This is a genomic window from Ferruginibacter profundus, assembly GCF_054783275.1.
The window spans coordinates 198,524-220,987 of the sequence record NZ_BAAGQW010000002.1 but is presented as its reverse complement, the minus strand read 5'-3'; the positions used below and the strand labels follow the sequence as shown (position 1 = coordinate 220,987).

At 38.4% G+C, this 22,464-nt stretch carries 16 protein-coding genes; all 16 read left to right on the top strand.

The window, feature by feature from the left end; all coding sequences use genetic code 11:
- Nucleotides 1-6: 6 nt before the first annotated feature.
- The 16 genes from ACYVM0_RS11065 (at nt 7) to ACYVM0_RS10990 (ending at nt 22,199) form a co-directional block, all read left to right on the top strand.
- Nucleotides 7-633 carry a class I SAM-dependent methyltransferase gene (locus ACYVM0_RS11065; protein ID WP_460556915.1) on the top strand — a complete coding sequence of 209 codons (627 nt, stop codon included), beginning with the start codon at nt 7-9 and terminating at the stop codon, nt 631-633.
- Nucleotides 634-728: 95 nt separating this feature from the next.
- A complete protein-coding gene (locus ACYVM0_RS11060; RefSeq protein ID WP_460556912.1) occupies nt 729-3,947 on the top strand; it encodes an efflux RND transporter permease subunit in 3,219 nt (1,072 codons plus the stop codon).
- A 168-nt stretch (nt 3,948-4,115) separates the two neighbouring features.
- Nucleotides 4,116-4,766 (top strand): class I SAM-dependent methyltransferase, encoded by a 651-nt coding sequence (locus ACYVM0_RS11055; RefSeq protein WP_460556909.1) that lies wholly within the window; start codon nt 4,116-4,118, stop codon nt 4,764-4,766.
- Between the two features lie 18 nt (nt 4,767-4,784).
- On the top strand, nt 4,785-5,351 hold the full coding sequence (locus ACYVM0_RS11050; RefSeq protein ID WP_460556906.1) for a DUF2911 domain-containing protein: 567 nt from the start codon (nt 4,785-4,787) through the stop codon (nt 5,349-5,351).
- A 6-nt stretch (nt 5,352-5,357) separates the two neighbouring features.
- A complete protein-coding gene (locus tag ACYVM0_RS11045; RefSeq protein WP_460556904.1) occupies nt 5,358-5,576 on the top strand; it encodes a hypothetical protein in 219 nt (72 codons plus the stop codon).
- 593 nt (nt 5,577-6,169) lie between these two features.
- A complete protein-coding gene (locus ACYVM0_RS11040) occupies nt 6,170-6,364 on the top strand; it encodes a heavy metal-binding domain-containing protein (RefSeq protein ID WP_460556901.1) in 195 nt (64 codons plus the stop codon).
- Between the two features lie 159 nt (nt 6,365-6,523).
- A complete protein-coding gene (locus tag ACYVM0_RS11035) occupies nt 6,524-6,781 on the top strand; it encodes a heavy metal-binding domain-containing protein (protein WP_460556898.1) in 258 nt (85 codons plus the stop codon).
- 119 nt (nt 6,782-6,900) lie between these two features.
- Nucleotides 6,901-9,738 carry a T9SS type B sorting domain-containing protein gene (locus tag ACYVM0_RS11030; protein WP_460556895.1) on the top strand — a complete coding sequence of 946 codons (2,838 nt, stop codon included), beginning with the start codon at nt 6,901-6,903 and terminating at the stop codon, nt 9,736-9,738.
- A 122-nt stretch (nt 9,739-9,860) separates the two neighbouring features.
- Nucleotides 9,861-10,424: a helix-turn-helix domain-containing protein gene (locus ACYVM0_RS11025; protein WP_460556892.1), complete on the top strand. Its 564-nt coding sequence runs from the start codon at nt 9,861-9,863 to the stop codon at nt 10,422-10,424.
- A 172-nt stretch (nt 10,425-10,596) separates the two neighbouring features.
- Nucleotides 10,597-12,870 (top strand): heavy metal translocating P-type ATPase, encoded by a 2,274-nt coding sequence (locus tag ACYVM0_RS11020; protein ID WP_460556890.1) that lies wholly within the window; start codon nt 10,597-10,599, stop codon nt 12,868-12,870.
- 116 nt (nt 12,871-12,986) lie between these two features.
- Entirely contained in the window at nt 12,987-13,202 is a 216-nt protein-coding gene (locus tag ACYVM0_RS11015; RefSeq protein ID WP_460556887.1) for a heavy-metal-associated domain-containing protein, read from the top strand.
- Nucleotides 13,203-13,407: 205 nt separating this feature from the next.
- Nucleotides 13,408-13,728 carry a DUF6660 family protein gene (locus ACYVM0_RS11010; protein ID WP_460556884.1) on the top strand — a complete coding sequence of 107 codons (321 nt, stop codon included), beginning with the start codon at nt 13,408-13,410 and terminating at the stop codon, nt 13,726-13,728.
- A gap of 76 nt (nt 13,729-13,804) precedes the next feature.
- Nucleotides 13,805-18,139, top strand: a complete 4,335-nt coding sequence (locus ACYVM0_RS11005) for a CusA/CzcA family heavy metal efflux RND transporter (protein WP_460556881.1) — start codon at nt 13,805-13,807, stop codon at nt 18,137-18,139.
- A gap of 13 nt (nt 18,140-18,152) precedes the next feature.
- Nucleotides 18,153-19,322 carry an efflux RND transporter periplasmic adaptor subunit gene (locus ACYVM0_RS11000; RefSeq protein WP_460556877.1) on the top strand — a complete coding sequence of 390 codons (1,170 nt, stop codon included), beginning with the start codon at nt 18,153-18,155 and terminating at the stop codon, nt 19,320-19,322.
- Between the two features lie 303 nt (nt 19,323-19,625).
- Nucleotides 19,626-20,165 carry a hypothetical protein gene (locus tag ACYVM0_RS10995; protein WP_460556874.1) on the top strand — a complete coding sequence of 180 codons (540 nt, stop codon included), beginning with the start codon at nt 19,626-19,628 and terminating at the stop codon, nt 20,163-20,165.
- A 12-nt stretch (nt 20,166-20,177) separates the two neighbouring features.
- Nucleotides 20,178-22,199, top strand: coding sequence for an HAD family hydrolase (locus tag ACYVM0_RS10990; RefSeq protein ID WP_460556871.1), 2,022 nt, complete (start codon nt 20,178-20,180; stop codon nt 22,197-22,199).
- Nucleotides 22,200-22,464 lie beyond the last annotated feature (265 nt).

Sequence of the window (22,464 nt, the reverse complement as noted above, 5' to 3'; positions counted from 1 at the left end):
TTGATTATGAATACCGAAAGTCAAAAACAGCATTGGGAGAATATTTATGAAACAAAACCTGAGCATGATTTTAGCTGGTTTCAGGAATACCCAAAAACATCCCTGGAATTTCTCTTGTTATTTGATCTCCCTAATAACTCTAAAATAATTGATATAGGCGGCGGCGATAGTCATTTTGTTGATGCGTTGCTTGAGTTAGGATATGAAAACATTTATGTACTGGATATTTCAGGTAAAGCAATTGAAAGAGCAAAAGAAAGATTAGGTGACAAGGCTGCAAAAGTTAATTGGATAGTTTCGGATGTAACAGAATTTAACCCTTCAGTAATTTTTGATTTTTGGCACGACAGAGCTGCATTTCATTTCCTTACAACTGAAGATAAGATTGAAAAATATGGCAACATAGCTGAACAAGCAATAAGCCCAAATGGATATTTGATATTGGGAACATTTGCAGAAAATGGCCCCAAAAAATGCAGCGGATTGGAAATAAAACAATATTCAGAAGCCTCTATGTCTATCAATTTTGAAAAGGATTTTTACAGAATTAAATGTATTGAGGAGACCCACGTCACGCCATTCAATACCCTGCAAAATTTTTTGTTTTGCAGTTTCAGAAAAAAGCTGAAATGATAGTTACTAAAGATTCCAAAAATCGTATAAGGTCAAAAAATCAGCACAAAGACACAAAACCGTTACTTGATAGGTGACAAAATAAAAAAAATAACATGCTCAATAAAATCATTCAATTTTCATTACGTAACCGTTTGTTTGTAGTTGCCTTTGCAGCTTTGCTCATGGTATATGGTGTTATTACACTTATCAATTTACCGGTTGATGTATTACCTGACTTAAACCGACCAAGAGTAACCATATTTTTAGAAGCCAATGGTATGGCTCCGGAAGAAATTGAAGCACAGGTAACACTGCCCGTTGAAACTTCTTTAAATGGTGCTCCCGGTGTGGAAGTGGTACGTTCTGTTGCCAGTCCGGGTTTGGGGCTTGTGTTTGTTGAATTTGACTGGAGTACTGATGTTTACCGTGCCCGCCAGCTAACTGCCGAGAAATTACAAACAGTTCAATTGCCCAATAAAATTGTTCCGGTAATGGGTCCCATTAGTTCTGTGATGGGACAGTTTATGATGGTGGCAGTTACTGGTGATTCTACATCACCGGCTGATATCAGGACATTGAGTGATTTTACCATCAGAAGAAGATTAATGAGTATTAAGGGGGTAAGCCAGGTAATACCAATTGGTGGTGAAAGGCTACAGTATCAGGTATTGATATCTCCAGAAAAAATGCGCCAGTACAATGTTTCAATCAATGAGATTGACAACGCTTTGCAGGCTACCAATCTTAATTCGACCGGGGGGTTTGTAGATGATAATAAAGGAAGTGAAGTGTTGGTGAGAAATATTGCCAGGGCTAATTCTCTGGAGGATTTAGCCAGTACAGTAATCAGTAATAAAAATAATGCTCCTGTTTTATTAAAGCAGGTTGCTGAATTAAAATTTGGCGGCCCTATTAAAAGGGGGGATGGTTCGTTAAATGGTAAGCCGGCAGTAATCCTGAGTATTGAAAAACAACCGGGTGCCAATACGGTTAATTTAACAGCGGAAATTATCAAAGCTTTGGATGACATAAAAAAGTCAGTGCCAAAAGATGTCAAGATTAATACCGATGTGTTTCAGCAAAAACACTTTATTGAAAACTCCCTTACCAATGTGGAAGAGGCATTGAGGGATGGTTTTATCCTCGTGGTTATAGTTCTTTTTTTGTTTTTAATGAATTTCAGGACTACTATTATTACCCTTACAGCTATACCCTTATCATTAATTATTACGGCCATTATCTTTAAACTGTTCGGTATTTCCATCAATACTTTAACGTTGGGAGGATTGGCTATTGCCATTGGCGAACTGGTAGATGATGCGATAGTGGATGTGGAGAATGTTTTTCGCAGGTTAAAAGAAAATTGGGTACTTCCTGAACCAAGGCCCCTGTCAAAAGTAATTTATGAAGCCAGCAGTGAAGTAAGAAACTCTATTGTGTATGCCACTATCATCGTAGTGCTGGTGTTTCTGCCTTTATTTTATATGCAAGGTATTGAAGGCAAAATATTTGCACCACTAGGTATTGCCTATATCACATCAATTATCGCATCCCTGGCAGTTTCATTAACAGTAACTCCAGCTTTATGCAGTTATTTATTGGGTAAAAAGAAATATTTACAGCACGTTAATCTTGCTTTCTGGAAAAAGAAAAAGGAATATACTGAGCACCAGATTTTAGACCATACTCCTGCCAGTGATACAGAGGCTGCCATGCTTGCTTCTTCTCATGACGATAGTTCGTTTGTAAAATTTTTAAAGCGACAGGACATTAAATTGTTGAAACGGGGGTTAAAACATCCTAAAATAGTTATTGGTACTGCCATCGCCTTGATAGTGTCTGCCATAGCCATTGTACCTTTTTTTGGTACAGAATTTTTACCGCCGTTTAACGAAGGGAGTTTTACTATTAACCTTTCGTTGCCTGCAAGTACTTCTCTTACGGAAGCCAATAATGTAGGCAGCATAGCAGAAAAGGAGATATTAAAAGTAGATGGCGTATTGCTAACAGCACGCCGCACCGGACGGGCTGAATTAGATGAACATGCTGAGCCTCCAAGCAATTCAGAAATTGAAGTTGCCATCAAACCGGCAGACGTTAAAAGGAGAGATATCATATTAGCGGAGATTCGAGACAAGCTTTCTGTTCTCAAGGGCGTAACGGTAAATATTGGTCAGCCTATTTCACACCGGTTAGATCACTTGCTTTCAGGTGTCAGGGCCCAGGTAGCTATTAAAATATTCGGTAATGACCTTGCAGATTTAAGAAGTAATGCTGCACAATTGAAAGAGATTGTAAGCACAGTGCCAGGCGTGGTAGACTTGCAGGTGGAAAAGCAGGTACTCGTACCACAGCTTATTGTTAAGATTGACCGCCAGGCGGTACAGCGTTACGGTTTACAGGTTGGCAAAGTAGCAGAAGATATTGAAATATTCTACAACGGTAAAATAAGCAGCCAGATATTGGATGGTATTAAAAGCTTTGACATTGTGCTGCGTACCACGGATAGCACCCGAAAAAATTTAGATGAAATAAAGAATACGCAGATATCTCTTCCTGATGGTTCATTGATACCTCTGTCTCAAATTGCAAAAATTGAAATTGAAAACGGCATTAATACTATCTACCATGAAAATACCTTGCGGAGAATAGTGGTAAGTGCTAATGTACAGGGCAGGGATTTGGGAACTACAGTAAAAGAAATGCAGCAAAAAGTAAATGCACAATTAAAACTGCCACAGGGATATTTTTTACAATGGGGTGGCCAGTTTGAAAGCCAGCAATCAGCATCAAAACTGATAGGCATCTTAAGCATATTTTCTTTCCTGGGAATTTTTCTGGTTTTGTTCAGCCATTTTAAATCATCAAGAATTGTGCTGCAGATAATGCTGAATATTCCATTGGCATTAATTGGCAGTGTGATAGCCGTGATGCTTACTGGTGGGGTGTTCTCTATTGCTACACTTGTTGGGTTTATAACACTAACAGGCATAGCTTCAAGAAATGGAATTATGATGATATCGCATTACATCCATTTGGTACAGCATGAAGGAGAAACATTTGGCGACAAAATGATTATCCGTGGTTCATTGGAAAGATTAGTGCCAGTGTTGATGACTGCATTGGTTGCCGCATTGGCATTGATACCACTAACATTGGATGCTACTGCACCCGGTAAAGAAATTTTATATCCGGTAGCTACTGTTATTTTAGGTGGATTAATCAGTTCTACTTTATTGGATATGATTGTAACACCTGTTGTATTTAAGCAGTTTGGGGAGAAGGCTTTGAAGAAGTATCTGGAAGAACAAGGGAAAAAGGAATTTGAATAAAGATAATGATGTTATAGAAAAAGAAAAATCACATGGGTCGGAGCCCTGCTTTACTTTCCTTATTTGTAATGAAACGTTTTAGAAAGCAGGGTTTCCGTACCCACCAATTGAAAAGTTCAATTTAAGCAATGGCTATGCCTTATTTACTTATAGAAATGAGTTACTCCAATGGGTAGAACAAAATACATACCGGCACTTCGTTTCAAATGGTTAACTCCTTTATATGATTTCTTTTTAGGTATTACAATGCCGGAAAGGAAAATCAAGTTTGCATTAATTGAAGAAGCCGAAATTTCACCACGGATGAAAGTATTGGATTTTGGCTGCGGCACAGCTACATTGACCATTATGATAAAAGAATTTCAGCCTGGGGCTAACGTTGCAGGTATTGATGTTGATGTACAAATATTACAAAAAGCAATTAAAAAGACGGAGCAAAAAGGGGTCGATATTTTCCTGATTGATTATGATGGCGTCCGGTTCCCGTTCCAGGATGAAGTATTTAATAGAACCCTGTCGTGCCTGGTCTTTCATCATCTTGATCTTGGGACTAAACAAAAAATGCTGGCAGAAATTTTCAGGGTTTTAAATAGGAATGGGCAATTCCATATCGCAGATTTTGGCCGTTCAAAATCATGGGTTCAAAGAACTCTTTTTAATTTAATAAGAGGCCTGGATGGATTTAAATCAACAGATGCCAATGCAAAAGGATTGCTGCCCAAATTAATCTCAGAGGCAGGTTTTGAAAATGTAATTATTACAAAACGTTTCAAAACTATGTTTGGTGAAGTTCAAGTCATCAGTGCTGAAAAAACGTAAACACAAATAAATAATACGATGAAGAAGAAATTTTATTTTCTGCTTTTACTGGTTGCAACAGCGTTTGCAGTAAAAGCACAGGAACAAAAGAAAGAAGAAGTATGCTACAATCCCAATTTAGTAAAGGATACCAGTAAGAAAAGTATCAAATCAATGGCCTTTGCTGTCATCAATGGCGACAGTATCAAAATCTCTTATCATTCTCCCGGAGTTCGTAAAAGAATTATCTGGGGCGGTCTTGTTCCTTACGATGAAGTTTGGGTTACGGGGGCACACGATGCAACCACTATTGAATTTAGTAAAACACTTATTGTCGGTGGCAAAGAAATCCCTGCCGGTAAATATGCGTTCTTCACTATTCCTGCAAAGAATGAATGGACTGTTATTATTAACAAACAATGGAAACAACACCTGGCAACTGAATATGATCAAAAAGAAGACGTAGTAAGAATTAAAGTAAAGCCACAGGAAAATAACTATACAGAAAGGCTGCAATATTTTATAGAGCCTGCTGATGGCAATAATTTAAAAATATCAGTCGCTTGGGCGAAGGTCAAGATTGAGTTTCCTGTTACAAGAAAATAACCCATTATGGCAAAGAGTAAACACTGCAATATCGGCAAAATACATCGCTGGCTCGGTATAATACTTGGCATTCAATTTTTGGTATGGACAACTGGTGGTCTTTTTTTCAGTTGGAGCAATATGGATAAAGTATACGAAGGTTTTCAACCCATGCATCCGGCTCAATTATTAGCTTCATTTAATTTTGTTTCATTTGCCTGCCGTAGTATTCAACAGCATCGCTGAAAAAACTGATTCAATTCATCGGATAGAGGTTTAAATATTTTTCTGAATCAATTTTACAGTATAAGCTATTTTTCAGGGAATAATTTTAAGTCTTTGCTTACAGATGCTCAAACAGAGCCGATAAGAAAGTCAATTGACAAACAATAAGCAAATAAAACAACTACCGGAAGTTTTATCAGTGAGGTAGCTATTAAATCTGGAGACTATATTATGCAGTAAGTAAACATGATGAATACCGTAAAAGCCTTTGTCTGCATGGAAGATTTCTTTTCAACTTTCGAGTAATAGCCATGTGTATGCATCAGTACAGACAGGAAAAATCGAAACTTACAGAAATAAAACATGTGGAATATTTGAGATATTATGAACGTTCTTTGGAATGGATTATAATGGCAGGGACGACATTAGTACTTGTGTGTTAAGGACTTTCTCTATATTTGGTTTAGTTAAGGAAATAAGAGGGGGCTCTTTATTTTGTAAACTCAAAAATATTTAGAAACAGCAAAGTGACCCAATAAGAATAAGAAAATGAAGAAGGTCTTATTGGTCTTTAACTTGACAATATGCATCCTTGTATCTGACAAGTTCAGTATATGAAAGGCATAGAAATGAGTAAAAAAGAAACGAAGCAACAACAGTTAACTTATATCTGTCCGATAAGTACTGAAATTCATGCTGCTAAGCCAGCCAATTGTCCTAAGTGTGGAATGATGCTGGTAAAGGAAAAAGCTAAAGTAATCATCACTACGCCTGCAGCAAAGAAGAAATGCAAAGCGTTTGCGTTTTAGTATGATGATCAATACGGATGAAGAGTATATCGCTGGCTTGCGTTACATCGCAACAAAATATATTTCTTTCTCCAGCCACTATGATAGTGATATGGGCTTGGGGGCAGGGATAGTATTGACATATTGATAAATATTTTTAACACATAAAACAACAGTACAATGAAACAAATCATCATGACTATGGCTATTTTATTAGCCACAGTAACAGCAGGTTTTGCTCAGGCAACGCAGGACAGTGTTCATACAGGACACAGCAATCAAACTACCGAAGTGAAAAAGTATACCTGTACCATGCATCCAAAGGTAAAAATGGATAAACCAGGTAAATGTCCTGAATGTGGAATGGAATTGGTGCCGGTTGGAAAATCAAAAGCTGCTAAAAAGAAAAAATCAATGTGTTGCGGTATGGGAATGTAAGCTAAGTACTGTGATAGTTTGCAACAGGTATTTCCGTTTTGTAATTGCTTAACAAAGAGATTTTAAATGAAATTTGCTTTTAAGGTAAATTTGGCGGCCATCTTTATATCATATTTTTTATGAAAAAACTATTACTGCTTTTAATATTATTTTCAAACGAAGTTTTGGCTCAGGTTGGCAATAATGACAAGCCTGTCAAAGGCTTGTCTGTTAGTAATAAGCCGCAGCACGATCCACCCGAAGTGGTAAATGAGTATACAGCGGCGCTTGCATTTGATGCCTGTAAAAACGAAATTACTGTTGCAGATGCCACCGCTTATAAAGTTGGCGATACGGTATTATTAATTCAAATGAAAGGCGCTGTAATAGATACCAGTAACACAGCTACATTTGGAACAATCATTGATTATAAAAATGCAGGCAATTACGAGTTCAATTATATCAGCCAGAAAACAGGGAATAAATTGACATTCAAAAACCGGTTGACAAAAGCTTACGATATACCCAATGGTGTTGTGCAATTAATAAGAGTACCCTATTTTAAAGCACCAATTTTTACGGGAGGGTTAACGTGTTTGCAATGGGATGGAACTAAAGGGGGAGTTTTAGCTGTTATATCAAGAAATGGCTTTGATAGTTTTGAAGATATTGATTTGAGTGGCATGGGCTTTAGGGGAGGTGAAGCTTACAATGCAGTGCTGCCATCTTCAAACTGTAGTGCAAATGAATGGAATTATCCTGCCGCAAGTCAACTTGCGGCTTTTAAAGGTGAAAGTATCGCTTCATTGTCTCAGACTACCATCAAAGGCAAAGGAAGCCCTGCTGGCGGCGGTGGAGGTGGTTTAAGTCATAATAGTGGCGGCGGTGGAGGTGGCAATGCAGGTGCCGGAGGATTCGGAGGTTATCAATCCGATACCTGCAATGGTGCACCATTTGATAACAGAGGGGTTGGAGGTAAAAATTTAATGTATAGCACAGCAGCCGATAAAATTTTTATGGGCAGTGGAGGTGGTGCCGGTCACATTGACAATGCGGACTTTATATATCCAAATGGAGGGAACGGTGGTGGAATTATTATTATCATTACCGATAACCTTACAATGGCCGGGCATAAAATAATTTCAAACGGTCGTGACGCAGATGCATGTGGCAATACGAATTGCAGCGATGGTATGAGCGGCGGCGGTGCAGGCGGCACAATTTTAGTAAGCTGTAATAACCTGGTTGATCCAACAGTTTTTGAACTCAATGGGGGTAATGGTGCAAACATGACCGCACCGATACTCCCCGGAGGAAAAGTAGGCGCAGGCGGCGGCGGTGGTGGCGGAGCTTTTTTCATAAACAATAATGCTTTGCCGGGTAATGCCACTGTAATTAGTAATGGCGGATTAAATGGTGTTTTAACAACGAATGGAGGAAATGCATGGGGTGCTACTTCCGGCACTAACGGATTAAATTTTTTCAATCTTGTGCTGCCGGTTGATGCAACTTTATTTACGCCGAATATTGACTCAGTGCGTATAATGGACAGCGTTATATATTGCAATAAACTGGATTTTAAGGGCCGGGCATTTACAAATACAAATCCAATAGCATCATGGCATTGGGATTTTGGTGATGGTGCAACTGCCAATACCCAAAACAGTGGACATAATTATGCTGCGGCTGGAACTTATACAGTGAAATTAATTGCAACCGATATTAATGGATGTAAAGACAGTATCACAAAATCTGTAGTCACTACGGGCCCGATGTTAGCTGAAGCAGGTGCCGATACTTCTCTTTGTTCCGGTGGAAAAGTCTCTATTCAATTAAATGGCAACGGCCCCGGTACCTATTCCTGGTCACCTGCTGTTTATCTTAATAACAGTACCGCTCAAAATCCGCTGGCTACTATTACAGTAACTACTAAATTCTATTTAACTGTTACTAACGGTACAGGATGCTCTGATATAGATTCAGTTACAATTACCTTAAAACCTGATCCTGTTGTACAAACTTTGCCTGATACCTCCATTTGTAAAAATGCAATTTTAGTATTAACAACCAATGGGGCTTTAACATATACCTGGAGCCCTGCTATATATGTAAGTAATCCCAACATTGCCAGTCCACAATTTACAGATTCGGTTTCCCGTACATTAATTGTAACTGGAACAATTGCAAACGGTTGTTCAGCAAATGATACTATTGCAGTTAATGTAAAAACCCCGAAAGTATTTTTGGCTCCTGCTGATAAGTCCTTTTGCTATAATCAGTCTGTACAGTTAGATGGGGCAAATGGAAATGCAGTTCAATATAGCTGGAGTCCCGCAACTTATTTAAATAATACAACAATAATTAACCCGGTTGCTAATCCTCCGTTTTCAACAGTATATAGAGTTACGGTAACTGATAAAACCTGTAATTATGATAGCAGTTTTGTAGTGAGTGTAACGGTTCTACCTTTGCCCATACTTAATGCTTCAAAAACAAATGACATCAATTGTAAACTGCCATTTACACATTTAAATGCATCAGGGGCATTAGAATATTCCTGGTCTCCAGCTGTATTTTTAAACAACAGCCTTATTGCTAGCCCAGTTGCTAATCCAACAATAACAACAACTTTTGTAGTAAGTGGAACAGCTAAAAATGGTTGTACAAGTAAGGACAGTGTAAAGCTTAATGTAAATTTTGGAAATGAAGGTTTTGAACTGCCTAATAGCTTTACGCCAAATGGCGACGGAGTAAATGATTGCTTTGGTATACGGTATTACAGGGAAGTGCAGAATTTGACATTCCTGATTTATAACCGTTATGGGGAAAAAGTTTTTGAAACCAAAAATGCTGCTGAATGCTGGGATGGTTATTACAGGGGAAAACATGCAGAACAGGGCAGTTATATTTATTATTTAAGTGCAAAGACTTTGTGTGGCGATTTGATGAAAAAGGGAAGTATTCTTCTGATACGATAATAGAACTATACAAAGTCCTTCTAATGTTTAGAATTATGATAATTCTTGTTAAATAGGGAAGACCATTTTACGGGCAGAGTGTCTTAATCAATAGAATGATTTTTAATTTAAAATTATTAAAAATGCAACTCTACATTAAAAATATGGTTTGTGACCGCTGTATAATGGTGGTACGTCAGCAATTGGATCAGTTAAAAATTGATTACAGGCATATTCAATTGGGGCAGATAGAGTTAAATCATGAGATAGCTCCAGTTAGATTACATCATTTAAAAGAAGCATTGGAAAAAGTAGGGTTTGAATTATTGGATGATAAAAAAGCTATGCTTGTGGAAGGGATTAAAAATATAATAATTTCCATTATACAGGGGTATAGCGAAGAAGAATTTAATAAAAAACTTTCAGTGATGCTGGAAGAAAAACTACGCAAAGATTATCATTATTTAACCACGCTTTTTTCGGCAGTTGAAGGAATGACTATTGAAAAATATGTTATTCACCAAAGAATAGAAAAGGTTAAGGAACTGTTGATGTATGACGAAATGAACCTGAGTGAAATTTCTTACCACTTGGGCTATAGCAGTGTGCAGCACCTGTCGCAGCAGTTTAAAAAAATCACAGGTTTCACTCCTTCAAAATTTAAACTACTAAAGGAAAATAACCGCAAACCACTCGATAAAATTTAATGGTATAGGTGCTATGTTTTTTCTTTGCTTTGCCTTTAATCCTCAGTTGAGCATTCGTAAATGTGCTAATCATTCTGTTGCTGATAATTCGCTTAAAATTATATACAACTCTTCCACAATAACATAACAATATAGCCTTTACCGCAAGCTAGCTTTGTATAAAATACTTTTTATGCAATCAGCCGATCTGTTAGAGGATAAATTAATAAGTAAAAATAAAACGAATCACACCGGCATTATTAATGAAATATTTCCTGTATTGGAAATGACCTGTGCTTCCTGCGCTGTTAGTGTGGAATCTATGCTGAAATCTGTTGACGGCGTAAAGGATGCGGGGGTCAACTTTGCCAGTCAGTCAGCTTGGGTGGTATACGATACGGCTATAACAAACCCGGAAATCTTTCAGGCAACCATTCGCTCCATTGGTTATGATATTGTAATTGAAAAGGAAAATCAGCAGGAAATAAAAGAAGCCGCACAGGAGAGGCTCTATGCCGCAATAAAGCAGCGTACAATTTGGTCCTCCTTATTATCCTTGCCCATTGTAATTATCGGGATGTTTTTTATGAATATGCCCTATAGCAATTATATTATGATGGCACTGGCTACTCCTGTGGTGTTTTACTTTGGCCGCAGCTTTTTCGTTAATGCATTTAAACAGGCTAAACACCGGAAAGCGAATATGGATACCCTGGTAGCACTTAGTACCGGTGTCGCTTACCTGTTTAGTGTCTTTAACACATTTTTTCCTGCATTCTGGCATGCAAGAGGACTGCATGCGCATGTGTATTTTGAAGCTGCCGCTGTGGTAATTGCCTTTATCTCCCTGGGTAAGCTGCTGGAAGAAAAGGCGAAATCCAATACATCATCTGCGATTAAAAAACTAATGGGGCTGCAACCTAAAACAGTCATTCGGATATTGGGGGATAATCAGACCCAGGAAATACCTGTAAGCCAGGTGAGAGTGCATGATGTATTACTTGTAAAACCGGGAGAAAAAATTGCAGTGGATGGAATGGTTATTAAAGGATCATCCTTTGTAGATGAGAGTATGATCACCGGCGAACCGCTTGCTGTTGAAAAGAAAGCCAACGAAAAAATTTTCGCAGGTACTATCAATCAAAAAGGAAGTTTTCAGTTTAAGGCTGAAAAAGTAGGGTCGGAAACTTTATTATCACAGATCATTAAAATGGTGCAGGAGGCTCAAGGCAGTAAAGCACCTGTTCAGAAGCTGGTAGATAAGATTGCCGGCATCTTTGTTCCTGTAGTGATCGTAATAGCAATACTCACTTTTGTAATATGGATGGTATGGGGAGGAGACAATGCTTTTACCCACGCATTGCTTACTGCGGTTACTGTATTGGTTATAGCATGCCCATGTGCATTGGGGCTGGCTACCCCAACAGCCATTATGGTAGGCGTTGGTAAAGGGGCAGAAAACAATATCCTGATTAAAGATGCAGAAAGCCTGGAGTTGGCGCATAAAGTAAATACAATCGTGTTGGATAAGACGGGAACTATTACTGAAGGTAAGCCAGTGGTTACTGATTTGATTTTTACAGAGGGCGTAAGCAAAACAGTATTGAAATCTGTTCTTCTTGCAATTGAAATGCAATCTGAGCATCCTTTGGCTGATGCAGTGGTTAAGTATTTACATGAAGAAAGGATAGTGCCGGTTGAATTGCATAAAATTGAAAGCATTACCGGTAAAGGCGTTGGTGCAACCTATAATGATAAATATTACCTGGTGGGCAATGCAAAATTATTATTTGATAAAGGTATTGTACCGGACACTGAGTTGGCGTGTAAAATTGAATTACTTCAACAACAGGCAAAAACTGTTGTTGGTTTTACGGAAAATAATAAAATAGTTGCCATTATAGCCATTGCTGATAAAATAAAAGCAACTTCCAAAGCTGCCATAGAAAATTTGCAACAGCTGGGAATTGAAGTGTACATGCTGACCGGCGATAATCAACAAACAGCCGCTGCAATAGCTGAAGAAGTGGGATTGAAAAACTTTCAGGCAGAAGTGTTGCCCGCAGATAAAGCAGCCTTTGTAAAAGCGTTGCAACAAAAAGGAAAAGTGGTGGCAATGGTTGGTGATGGTATCAATGATAGTCATGCCCTGGCACAGGCTGATGTTAGTATTGCGATGGGTAAGGGAAGTGATATTGCTATGGATGTTGCTAAAATGACTTTGATTACTTCTGACCTCAATAGTGTTTCAAAAGCGCTAATGCTTTCCACAAAAACAGTACAAACGATTAAACAAAATTTGTTCTGGGCATTCATTTATAATCTTATTGGAATTCCGATTGCGGCAGGTGTGTTATATCCGGTTAATGGATTTCTGCTGGATCCTATGATTGCCGGGGCGGCAATGGCATTGAGCAGTGTGAGCGTGGTGAGTAACAGCTTACGGTTGAAATATTTGAAACTTTAGATAACACTGCCATTGAGTAATCCGGTATGCCAGGATAATTATATAAAAACCGGTGCCTGATATATGACAGTTACGGTCACCAACTACTTTAATTTTACAATATAAAAATGAACAACATGGAAACTTTAAAATTTAAAACTACGATCAAATGTTCAGGGTGTGTGGCAAATGTCACTCCCTCTTTGAATAAAACAGCCGGTGAAAATAATTGGTCGGTAGACATTCAAAACCCCGAAAAAATATTAACCGTTTCAAAACAGGACAATATTACTGAGGCGGAAATTGTACAGGCAGTACAGGAGGCAGGATATAAAATTGAAATTCTCAAATAGCATTATTAAGAATCTGTACAGTCCGGATTTTTACCAGGAGTAATTTAACAATGGTAAATTATCTTTTCAATCTGAAATCCATTTTTAAAAAGAATGCTTACCCTTATTTTCGAAATAAGGAAAATTGCAATAAATGCAACAGTATGGACATTTTAGCAATTTTTTTTGCTTTTGCATTGGAATTTAATCCTTTATTTTGTTGCTAATGAAAATTCTTGCATTTATCATGGCTCTTATGGTACTGGTACTTAGCTGTGTCCCATGTATGGATGGGGCATTTGCCATGAAGAATGGGAATATTAAAGCCGAAATCTCCAAATCTACCGGTAATCATAACGAACATAATGATTCTGATAATTGCTCTCCTTTTTGTACATGCAATTGTTGCACAGGGTTTACATTTTCAATAAACACCTTTCAGGCTGGTACTACAGTATTTTATGCTGCTAAGACAATCGCTTTCCACCTGCCTTCAGAAATATCAAACATTGCCTTACCAATTTGGCAACCTCCCCAATTAGTTTAATCATTTTTATCAATTCAATTTTCTGACAAAGCTGCGCTTTGCCAGAAATGATTTTTTAACCTGATTCAATATTAAAATGATAAATAAAATCATTCGGTTTTCCGTATACAATAAACTTGTTACGGGTATGTTGTTGGGCATTTTTATTATTTGGGGGCTTTATTCTTTTACACAGTTAAGTATTGATGCCCTCCCCGATGTTACCAATAACCAGGTGCAGGTAATTACCAACAGCCCCAACCTGGCAACGCAGGAAGTGGAACAGTTTATAACCACCCCTTTAGAATTAGAATTTAAGTCTCTGCAGGGATTGGTTGAATTGCGCAGCACCAGCCGCAGCGGTTTATCGGTTATCACCATCGTTTTTAAGGACGATATGCCTTTGAATATTACACGACAGTTAGTCGCAGAAAAAATAAAAGTGGCACAGGAAAATATCCCCAAGGAATATGGACAGCCCGATTTGATACCACCCACAACAGGCTTAGGAGAAATCTATCAATATGTGATCGTTCCCAAAAAAGGTTTTGAAGATAAATTTTCTTCTGCCGATTTACGGACAGTGCAGGATTGGATTGTAAAGCGTCAACTCTTAGGCACAGCGGGAGTGGTAGATGTAAGCAGCTTTGGCGGCAAACTAAAACAATACGAAGTAAGTGTAAAGCCTGAAAGACTTGCAGCAATGAACCTTACATTAATTGATGTGTACAACGCCCTGCAAAAAAACAATTCTAACACGGGTGGCAGCTACATTGACAAGGGACCAAACATTTATTTTATCCGTGGCGAAGGCTTGATTGAAAAGTTAGACGACATCAACAATATCGTTGTTGCAAACACAAAAGGAATCCCTGTTTTAATAAAAGATATTGGTACGGTTGATTTTGGCTTTGCCCCACGGTACGGCGCTTTAACACGTAACGGAAAGGGCGAGACTGTTGGTGGCGTGGTGCTGATGCAGAAAGGAGAAAATGCTGTAAGGGTTATTGAGAGGGTAAAGGAAAGAGTGGCAACTATTGAGAAATATTTACCCGAAGGCTTAGGCATTGACGTATTTGTAGACAGAACAAAATTAATTGAAAGGGCAACCCATACAGTAAGTACCAATCTACTGGAAGGTGCATTGATCGTAATTTTTGTGTTGGTACTTTTCCTGGGTAATTTCAGGGCTGGTTTAATTGTGGCTAGTGTAATCCCTTTATCAATGCTCTTTGCCATTGCCATGATGAAATTGTTTGGCGTAAGTGCCAACCTGATGAGCATGGGTGCATTGGATTTTGGTTTAATTGTGGATGGTGCAGTTATCATCGTAGAAAGTTTAACGCATAAATTTTTCCATGATTTTAAAGGACAAAAATTAGGGCAAACAAAAATGGATGAAGAGGTAACCGCAGGCAGCAGCAAGATCATGAGCAGTGCAGTTTTCGGGCAAATCATTATCCTTATAGTTTACATTCCCATTTTTGCATTGAGCGGCATTGAAGGAAAAATGTTTATGCCAATGGCACAAACAGTAAGTTTCGCCATCATCGGTGCAATGATTTTATCTATTACCTATGTGCCTCTAATAAGTAGTTTGTTTCTCAATAAAAAAATAACCAATAAAGAGAACATTACAGATAAAGTAATGAAATGGTTAATCGGTAGATACCGACCGTTTCTGCAAAGGATAATCAAATACAGGATACCGGTTTTGGGAATGGCCTTGTTATTATTTATTGGTTCACTGTTCATTTTTAATTCTTTGGGTGGCGAGTTTATTCCTGAATTGGATGAGGGTGATTTTGCTGTGAACTATGCGATCAGGCAGGGAAGCAGTTTGCCGCAGTCTATCGAAACCGCAACACAGTTAGAAAAAATAGCGAGGCAATTTCCGGAAGTAAAAGAGATAGTAAGTAAAATTGGTAGCAGCGAAATTCCTACAGATCCGATGCCGATTGAAAGCGGCGATGTAATGATCGTCTTAAAAGATAAAAAAGAATGGACTTCGGCAAAAGACAAAGAAGGGCTGGCTGAAATGATGAACAAAAGAATGAGCGTCATACCAGGCGTTAATCTGACTTTTGAGCAACCAATACAAATGCGGTTTAATGAATTAATTGCAGGTGTAAAAAGCGATATAGCCATAAAGATATTCGGCAGTGATCTGAACAAATTATTTGCGAAAGGCAATGAAATAAAATCATTGGTCAAAGGCATTGATGGTTTGGTGGATGTTAAGGTAGAACAAATTGTAGGTATGCCGCAATTGGTGGTAAAATACAACCGCAGTAAAATTGCCCAATACGGGTTAAACATTGTTGACGTGAACGCAACCCTTAATACCGCGTACGCAGGAGGGTATGCAGGTGTGGTGTATGAAGGTGAAAGAAAATTTGATCTGGTGGTCAGGATTACCAAAGATCCGAACACCGATGCGGATGTTTTAAAGGCATTATTAATTCCATTGCCAAACGGTAAGCAAATACCGTTAAGCGAAATCGCCGATGTAACTTTTAAAGCAAGCCCCGCACAAATAAGCCGGGAAGATGCAGAACGCAGAATTGTGGTTGAAGCGAACACCAGGGGCAGGGATGTGGAAAGTGTGGTAAAAGAAATTCAGCAAACCCTAGATGCAAAATTAAAGTTGCCTGAAGGGTATTACATTACTTATGGTGGTCAGTTTCAAAACTTACAAGAGGCAAAAGGACGGTTACAATTAGCTGTACCCGTTTCTCTGCTGCTGATTTTCTTTTTATTGTTCCTTACTTTCCGTTCTGCAAAAGAAGCCATCATCATTTTTTCTGCCATCCCATTAGCAGCCATTGGCGGCATCATTGCCTTATGGATGAGAGGGATGAATTTCAGTATTTCCGCAGGAGTTGGTTTTATTGCGCTGTTTGGTGTGGCAGTTTTGAACGGCATTGTGTTAATCAGCTATTACAACCGGCTGAGAGATGAAGGCGAAGAAGATATTACCAAACGAATTTTAAAAGGTAGTGCTGCAAGATTACGACCGGTATTAGCCACCGCAGCCGTAGCCTCACTGGGGTTTTTACCAATGGCATTTAGCAACAGTGCTGGTGCGGAAGTACAAAAGCCCTTGGCCACCGTTGTAATTGGAGGCTTGTTTTCTTCCACATTTTTAACGCTGTTTGTACTGCCGGTTTTATACAGTCTATTTTATTTAAAAAGAAAAAACAAGATGAAAATAAATGCAAGTGCAATAACGATATTGGTTTTGATGTTTTCGTTTTTTGGGTTTAATGCAAATGCCCAAAACACACCTGTCCCGATTTTTCGGGAAACATTGACTTTACAAAATGCGTTGGATTTAGCAATAAAGAACTATCCAACTATTCAGCAAGCCAGTTTGATAACCCAGCAACAAAAAGCCTTAACAGGAACAGCCACCATTTTAGACCCTTTCAATATCAATACAGGTTTGGGGCAAATCAATAGCAAAGTGTTTGATTACAATGTAGGCGTGGCGCAAGGCTTTAAATTACCCAACGCTTACAAGGCAGAGAAAAATTTGTTAAAACAAAATGTAGCCGTTGCACAATCGTATGAAGCCGTTACAAAAAATGAATTGGTACGCAATGTTTCCAATGTATATTACAATTGGTTGTATAGTTGGCAGCAATATAACTTGCTGTTACAGACTGATAGCATCTTTGCAGATTATGAAAGGTATGCCAACAAAAAGTACCAGGTTGGCGAAAGCAATAAACTGGAAAAAATAAATGCCACACTTCAAAGAAAAGATTTGCAGTTGCAACTGTCAAAAGCAAAAACAGAAGTCGCCTTTTATTTAACAGATTTACAAAAGTGGTTGCGAAGCGCAGACCAATACCAGGCACCATTAACCTATCAAGTATTGCCTGAAATAAATTTAAGCGATAGCGGTTTGGTAAACAAGCATCCTGTATTACAATTTTTGCAGCAGCAGATCACGGCAAAAGAATTGGCCATTAAAGCCGAAAAAGCAAAAGGGCAGCCTTCTTTTAACTTGGGTGTAAATGCACAAAGTTTAGATAAGCAAACACAATTCTATTATGGAAGTGTCGGCATCAATATCCCCATATTTAAAAATGGTGTCAAGGCCCGTACTCAGGCTGCAAAGTTTGAAACTGAAATTGCAAAAAAGGAATTGGATAAATCGCAACAGGAAATTGCTACTTTGTTTTTACAGCAAAATCAGTTACAACAGCAAAGTTTAGAGCAGTTAAGATATTATCAATCCGAAGGCTTGCCAATGTCGGAAAGTATCATCAATGCTGCTCAACGCAGTTATAAAGCAGGCGATATCGGTTATATTGAATACATTCAGAATATAAAAGATGCCATCAAAATAAAAACCGATTATCTGGCTGCCGTCAACAGTTACAACCAAACCATTATCCAACTCAACTACTTATTAAACCATTAAAAGAATTTCAATAATGAAAAATATATTTTTAATAATGTTCGTTTTGCTTTTCGCAATTACATCCTGCAAAAACAAAGCAACAGAAACCAAGGCAGTGCCTGCTGCAAAAGACAGCACTGCAAAGAAAGAAGAACCGGTTGCAACTGAAGTAGAACTTACTGACGACCAGATTAAAGCGATTGGTTTGCAAACAGGTGATATTGAACAGCGTAATTTAAAATCTACTTTAAAGGTAAACGGTAAACTGACCTTGCCACCGCAGAACCAGGCACAGGTAAGTATTTTAACAGGGGGCATAGTAAAAACCATTAACGTAACCGAGGGCACATTTGTAAAGCAGGGGCAAATATTAGCAACCATTGTAAACAATGAAGTAATACAATTGCAGCAGGATTATTTGGAAAACAAATCTCAGTTGGTGTATCTGCAGGCAGAATTTAAACGCCAGAAGGAATTACAGGAAGACCGTATCAATGCCACAAAAACCTTGCAGCAGGTACAAAATGAATTGGGTATGGCGGAGGCTAAACAAAAAGGCTTGCAAACTAAATTACAGTTGCTGGGTATCAATGCGGCCAATATCAGCGCTACCAATTTTACCAGCCAAATTGCAGTAACAGCGCCTATAAGTGGTTTTATTCACCACATCAACTTAACAATGGGGAAGTTTGCAGATGCTAATACTATTTTGTTTGATATTGTTGATAACCGTTTTCTGCATTTAGATTTAACTCTTTTTGAAAAGGATATCGCCAAAGTAAAAATCGGCGACAAAATTGTGTTTACAGATGCGAATGATGCAAATCACACACATGCTGCAATCATTTTTGCATTAAACAAATCTTTTGAAGACAACCAGCAAGCCATTTTAGCCCATGCGAAAATAGAAGGGATTACCGAAACATTATTGCCTGGAATGTATGTAGAAGCAAGGATACAGGTTGACAACTATAAAGCCAATGCCTTGCCCGGTGATGCAGTGGTAAGCAATGGCGACGAACATTATATTTATGTTGAAACAAAAAAGAATCATTACAAACAAATACCGGTTACTGTAGGAGTAAGCGATATGGGCTTTACCGAAATATTGCCACTGGAAGAAATACCGGAAAATGCTAAAGTAGTTACAAAAGGGGCTTACTATTTATTATCCCAGCTTACAAAAGGAAGCAGCGAAGAGTAACAACCAAATATTAACAACAACTAAATTTACTATAATGTATTTTTACATCTTAAAATCAAATAAAAATGAACAGGCTCAATTGCTGGAAATGCGTTGTAATGCTGGCATCAATTCTTGGAATGGTGCAGGTGTTTTCATAAGCCGGCTTATACAATTATTTTAAAGGGGTTGCAGAAATATGTTTCCGCAACCCCCTTTTATTTAGTTAACTATTCTTCCATAACCGCAATGTACAGCATCTTTATAGGGAGCATTCTCTTAAGCTTATTACATGCAGTGATACCCAATCACTGGCTGCCGGTATTGGCCATTGGCAAAAAGGATAACTGGAATTTGCAGGAAATAACTAAAGTAACATTTTTATCAGGATTGGCGCATGCGTTAAGTACGATTGTGATAGGGATTGTTTTAGGCTTGTTGGGCTTACAGCTTGCAAAACAAATTGAATACTTCACTCATTTTATTGCACCTGCTGTTTTGATATTATTAGGCATATTTTTCATTTATCAGCATCACCGGCACAAGCATTTTCATTTGCATAAAACGCCTAAGCCTACACTTCCTAAAAATAAAATTATACTGGCATTGGTAGTTGCGATGTTTCTTTCGCCCTGTATGGAAATTGAAGCTTACTTCCTCTTGGCTGGTGCATACGGGTTATGGGCTGTAATAAGTATAGCTACACTATATCTCACCATATCAGTTTCCGGAATGGTATTGTGGGTAAGACTTGCGTATAAAGGTATTTTGAAATTAAACTGGCATACTCTCGAACATAAGTCCGGGATAATTACCGGGTGGACTTTAGTCCTGACAGGCATTATCTCATTTTTCATTTCTTAAAAAAAATTATATATGCCAAAAGAATGCTGCGACACAGACGAAAAAGATGTACAAAAAAAAGGATTTGTCAATCAACCGGAAAATACAAAAGGGTACAACCATAGTAAAGAGGATGGGCATGACCATGATAATGGAGAGCATGAGGATGGTGATGATCATAAGCATGGCGAAGAAGATTCAGATGGCTGGAAAAGTCATTGGCCTTTACTGTCATCGCTTGCGATATTATTGGTTATGCTGGTATTGGAATTTGGATTAAAGTTTAAACCGGTTTTTCCGGTTGATTTGATTATTTATGTAGTTGCCTATTTGCTTGCAGGTTACAATGTTTTGAACCTGGCTTTCAGAAAAGCGATGCGATTTGATTTTTTCAATGAGTTCTTTTTAATGAGTGTGGCAACCATTGGCGCATTTAGTATTGGCTCTTATAGCGAAGGTGTGGCGGTTATGGTTTTCTATTCTATTGGCGAATGGTTCCAGGATGCTGCAGTGAGCAAAGCAAAGAGAAGTATTAAAGCGCTATTGGATATACGACCCGATGAAGTAACGGTTTTGAGGAATGGAACTGCTACGGTTATTCATCCCAACGAAATACAGGTAGATGAAATTATACAGGTAAAGGCCGGGGAAAAAGTGGCTTTGGATGGAGAGCTGAATTCGGATGCCGGCACATTTAATACGGCGGCGCTTACTGGTGAAAGTAAGCCAGATACTAAACGAAAAGGGGAGCAGGTACTTGCAGGTATGATAAACCTTGATAAAGTTGCTGAAATAAAAGTAAAATCGCTTTTTAAAGACAGCAAGCTGAGCAAGATTTTAGAAATGGTACAGGATGCGACAGCTAGAAAATCACAGACGCAATTATTCATCAGCCGTTTTGCAAAAATATATACCCCTATAGTTTTTGCTTTGGCTGTTGGGGTTTGCCTTGTTCCATACTTCTTTGCTGATCCATATATTTTTAACGTTTGGTTTTATAGGGCATTGGTATTCCTGGTAATCAGCTGCCCCTGTGCTTTGGTAGTGTCAATACCATTAGGATATTTTGGTGGAATAGGACTGGCTTCAAAAAACGGCATTTTGTTTAAAGGTTCTAATTTTTTAGACGTGATTACAAAAGTGAATGTAGTGGTGATGGATAAAACAGGCACATTGACCAAGGGTGTTTTTAAGGTACAGGAAGTTGTGGCAAAGGGTATCGACAAAGATGAACTGGTTAAATTATCAGCGGCATTGGAAAGCAATTCAACACATCCCATTGCAAAAGCGGTGGTTGAATATGCAGGTAAAAATGCTGCAAGTTTAAAGGCAGAAAATGTTGAAGAAGTAGCAGGGCATGGTTTAAAAGGGATGGTTGATGGAAAGAACGTGTTAGTAGGCAATGTGAAATTGTTAAAGAAGTTCAATATTGAATACCCTTCAGAAATCGATAACCTGGTCGATACCATTGTGGTAATTGCAATGAATGATCAATATGCCGGATATATAACCATTGCCGATGAAATAAAAGATGATGCAAAACAGGCCATTGATGATATGCATAAACTGAATATTAAGACCGTAATGTTATCCGGTGATAAACAGGCAGTGGTTTCAAAAGTAGCGCAAACATTGAACATAGATAATGCCTATGGAGATCTGTTGCCGGAAGGGAAAGTGGATAAAGTGGAGGCATTAAAAAATGAGGGGATGCACATTGCTTTTGTGGGTGATGGGGTGAATGATGCACCTGTGGTTGCATTGGCCGATGCAGGTATTGCAATGGGTGGATTGGGAAGTGATGCTACCATTGAAACCGCAGATATCGTTATTCAGAACGACCAGCCCTCTAAAATTGTCACTGCCATTAAAATTGGTAAAATAACCAGAAGTATCGTTTGGCAGAACATCTCCATTGCAATGGCTATTAAAATAATTGTATTGATTCTTGGAGCAGGTGGCATTGCTACATTATGGGAAGCTGTCATTGCGGATGTTGGCGTGGCTTTATTAGCAATTCTGAATGCGGTAAGGATACAGCGGATGAAACTGTAATAAAACTAAAGCCATAGGAAGCTGCCAGCTTTCAGAATATTTTTTTAAAGTAATACAATTTGCTTAATATGTCTATGCCGTTTCCGCCATCCGGCGGACCGGGCTTTTCACTGCAATCTTCTTATCAGAAGGATTTTCGTTGCTATCCCTAACGGGTTCTTTAAAAGTTTAAATAAAGTCATTTAGAAAGCCATTGTAAAGAACCTGCACAGTACACCCGTCTTATTTCTTTTGCGCCTGCGGCAAATAAACCGGGAGAACTGTA

What these genes read in the sequence shown, in the direction of transcription:
- ACYVM0_RS11065 (WP_460556915.1), top strand. Translation starts at nt 7, where the DNA reads ATGAATACCGAAAGTCAAAAACAGCATTGGGAGAATATTTATGAAACA.
- ACYVM0_RS11060 (WP_460556912.1), top strand. Translation starts at nt 729, where the DNA reads ATGCTCAATAAAATCATTCAATTTTCATTACGTAACCGTTTGTTTGTA.
- ACYVM0_RS11055 (WP_460556909.1), top strand. Translation starts at nt 4,116, where the DNA reads ATGGGTAGAACAAAATACATACCGGCACTTCGTTTCAAATGGTTAACT.
- ACYVM0_RS11050 (WP_460556906.1), top strand. Translation starts at nt 4,785, where the DNA reads ATGAAGAAGAAATTTTATTTTCTGCTTTTACTGGTTGCAACAGCGTTT.
- ACYVM0_RS11045 (WP_460556904.1), top strand. Translation starts at nt 5,358, where the DNA reads ATGGCAAAGAGTAAACACTGCAATATCGGCAAAATACATCGCTGGCTC.
- ACYVM0_RS11040 (WP_460556901.1), top strand. Translation starts at nt 6,170, where the DNA reads ATGAAAGGCATAGAAATGAGTAAAAAAGAAACGAAGCAACAACAGTTA.
- ACYVM0_RS11035 (WP_460556898.1), top strand. Translation starts at nt 6,524, where the DNA reads ATGAAACAAATCATCATGACTATGGCTATTTTATTAGCCACAGTAACA.
- ACYVM0_RS11030 (WP_460556895.1), top strand. Translation starts at nt 6,901, where the DNA reads ATGAAAAAACTATTACTGCTTTTAATATTATTTTCAAACGAAGTTTTG.
- ACYVM0_RS11025 (WP_460556892.1), top strand. Translation starts at nt 9,861, where the DNA reads ATGCAACTCTACATTAAAAATATGGTTTGTGACCGCTGTATAATGGTG.
- ACYVM0_RS11020 (WP_460556890.1), top strand. Translation starts at nt 10,597, where the DNA reads ATGCAATCAGCCGATCTGTTAGAGGATAAATTAATAAGTAAAAATAAA.
- ACYVM0_RS11015 (WP_460556887.1), top strand. Translation starts at nt 12,987, where the DNA reads ATGGAAACTTTAAAATTTAAAACTACGATCAAATGTTCAGGGTGTGTG.
- ACYVM0_RS11010 (WP_460556884.1), top strand. Translation starts at nt 13,408, where the DNA reads ATGAAAATTCTTGCATTTATCATGGCTCTTATGGTACTGGTACTTAGC.
- ACYVM0_RS11005 (WP_460556881.1), top strand. Translation starts at nt 13,805, where the DNA reads ATGATAAATAAAATCATTCGGTTTTCCGTATACAATAAACTTGTTACG.
- ACYVM0_RS11000 (WP_460556877.1), top strand. Translation starts at nt 18,153, where the DNA reads ATGAAAAATATATTTTTAATAATGTTCGTTTTGCTTTTCGCAATTACA.
- ACYVM0_RS10990 (WP_460556871.1), top strand. Translation starts at nt 20,178, where the DNA reads ATGCCAAAAGAATGCTGCGACACAGACGAAAAAGATGTACAAAAAAAA.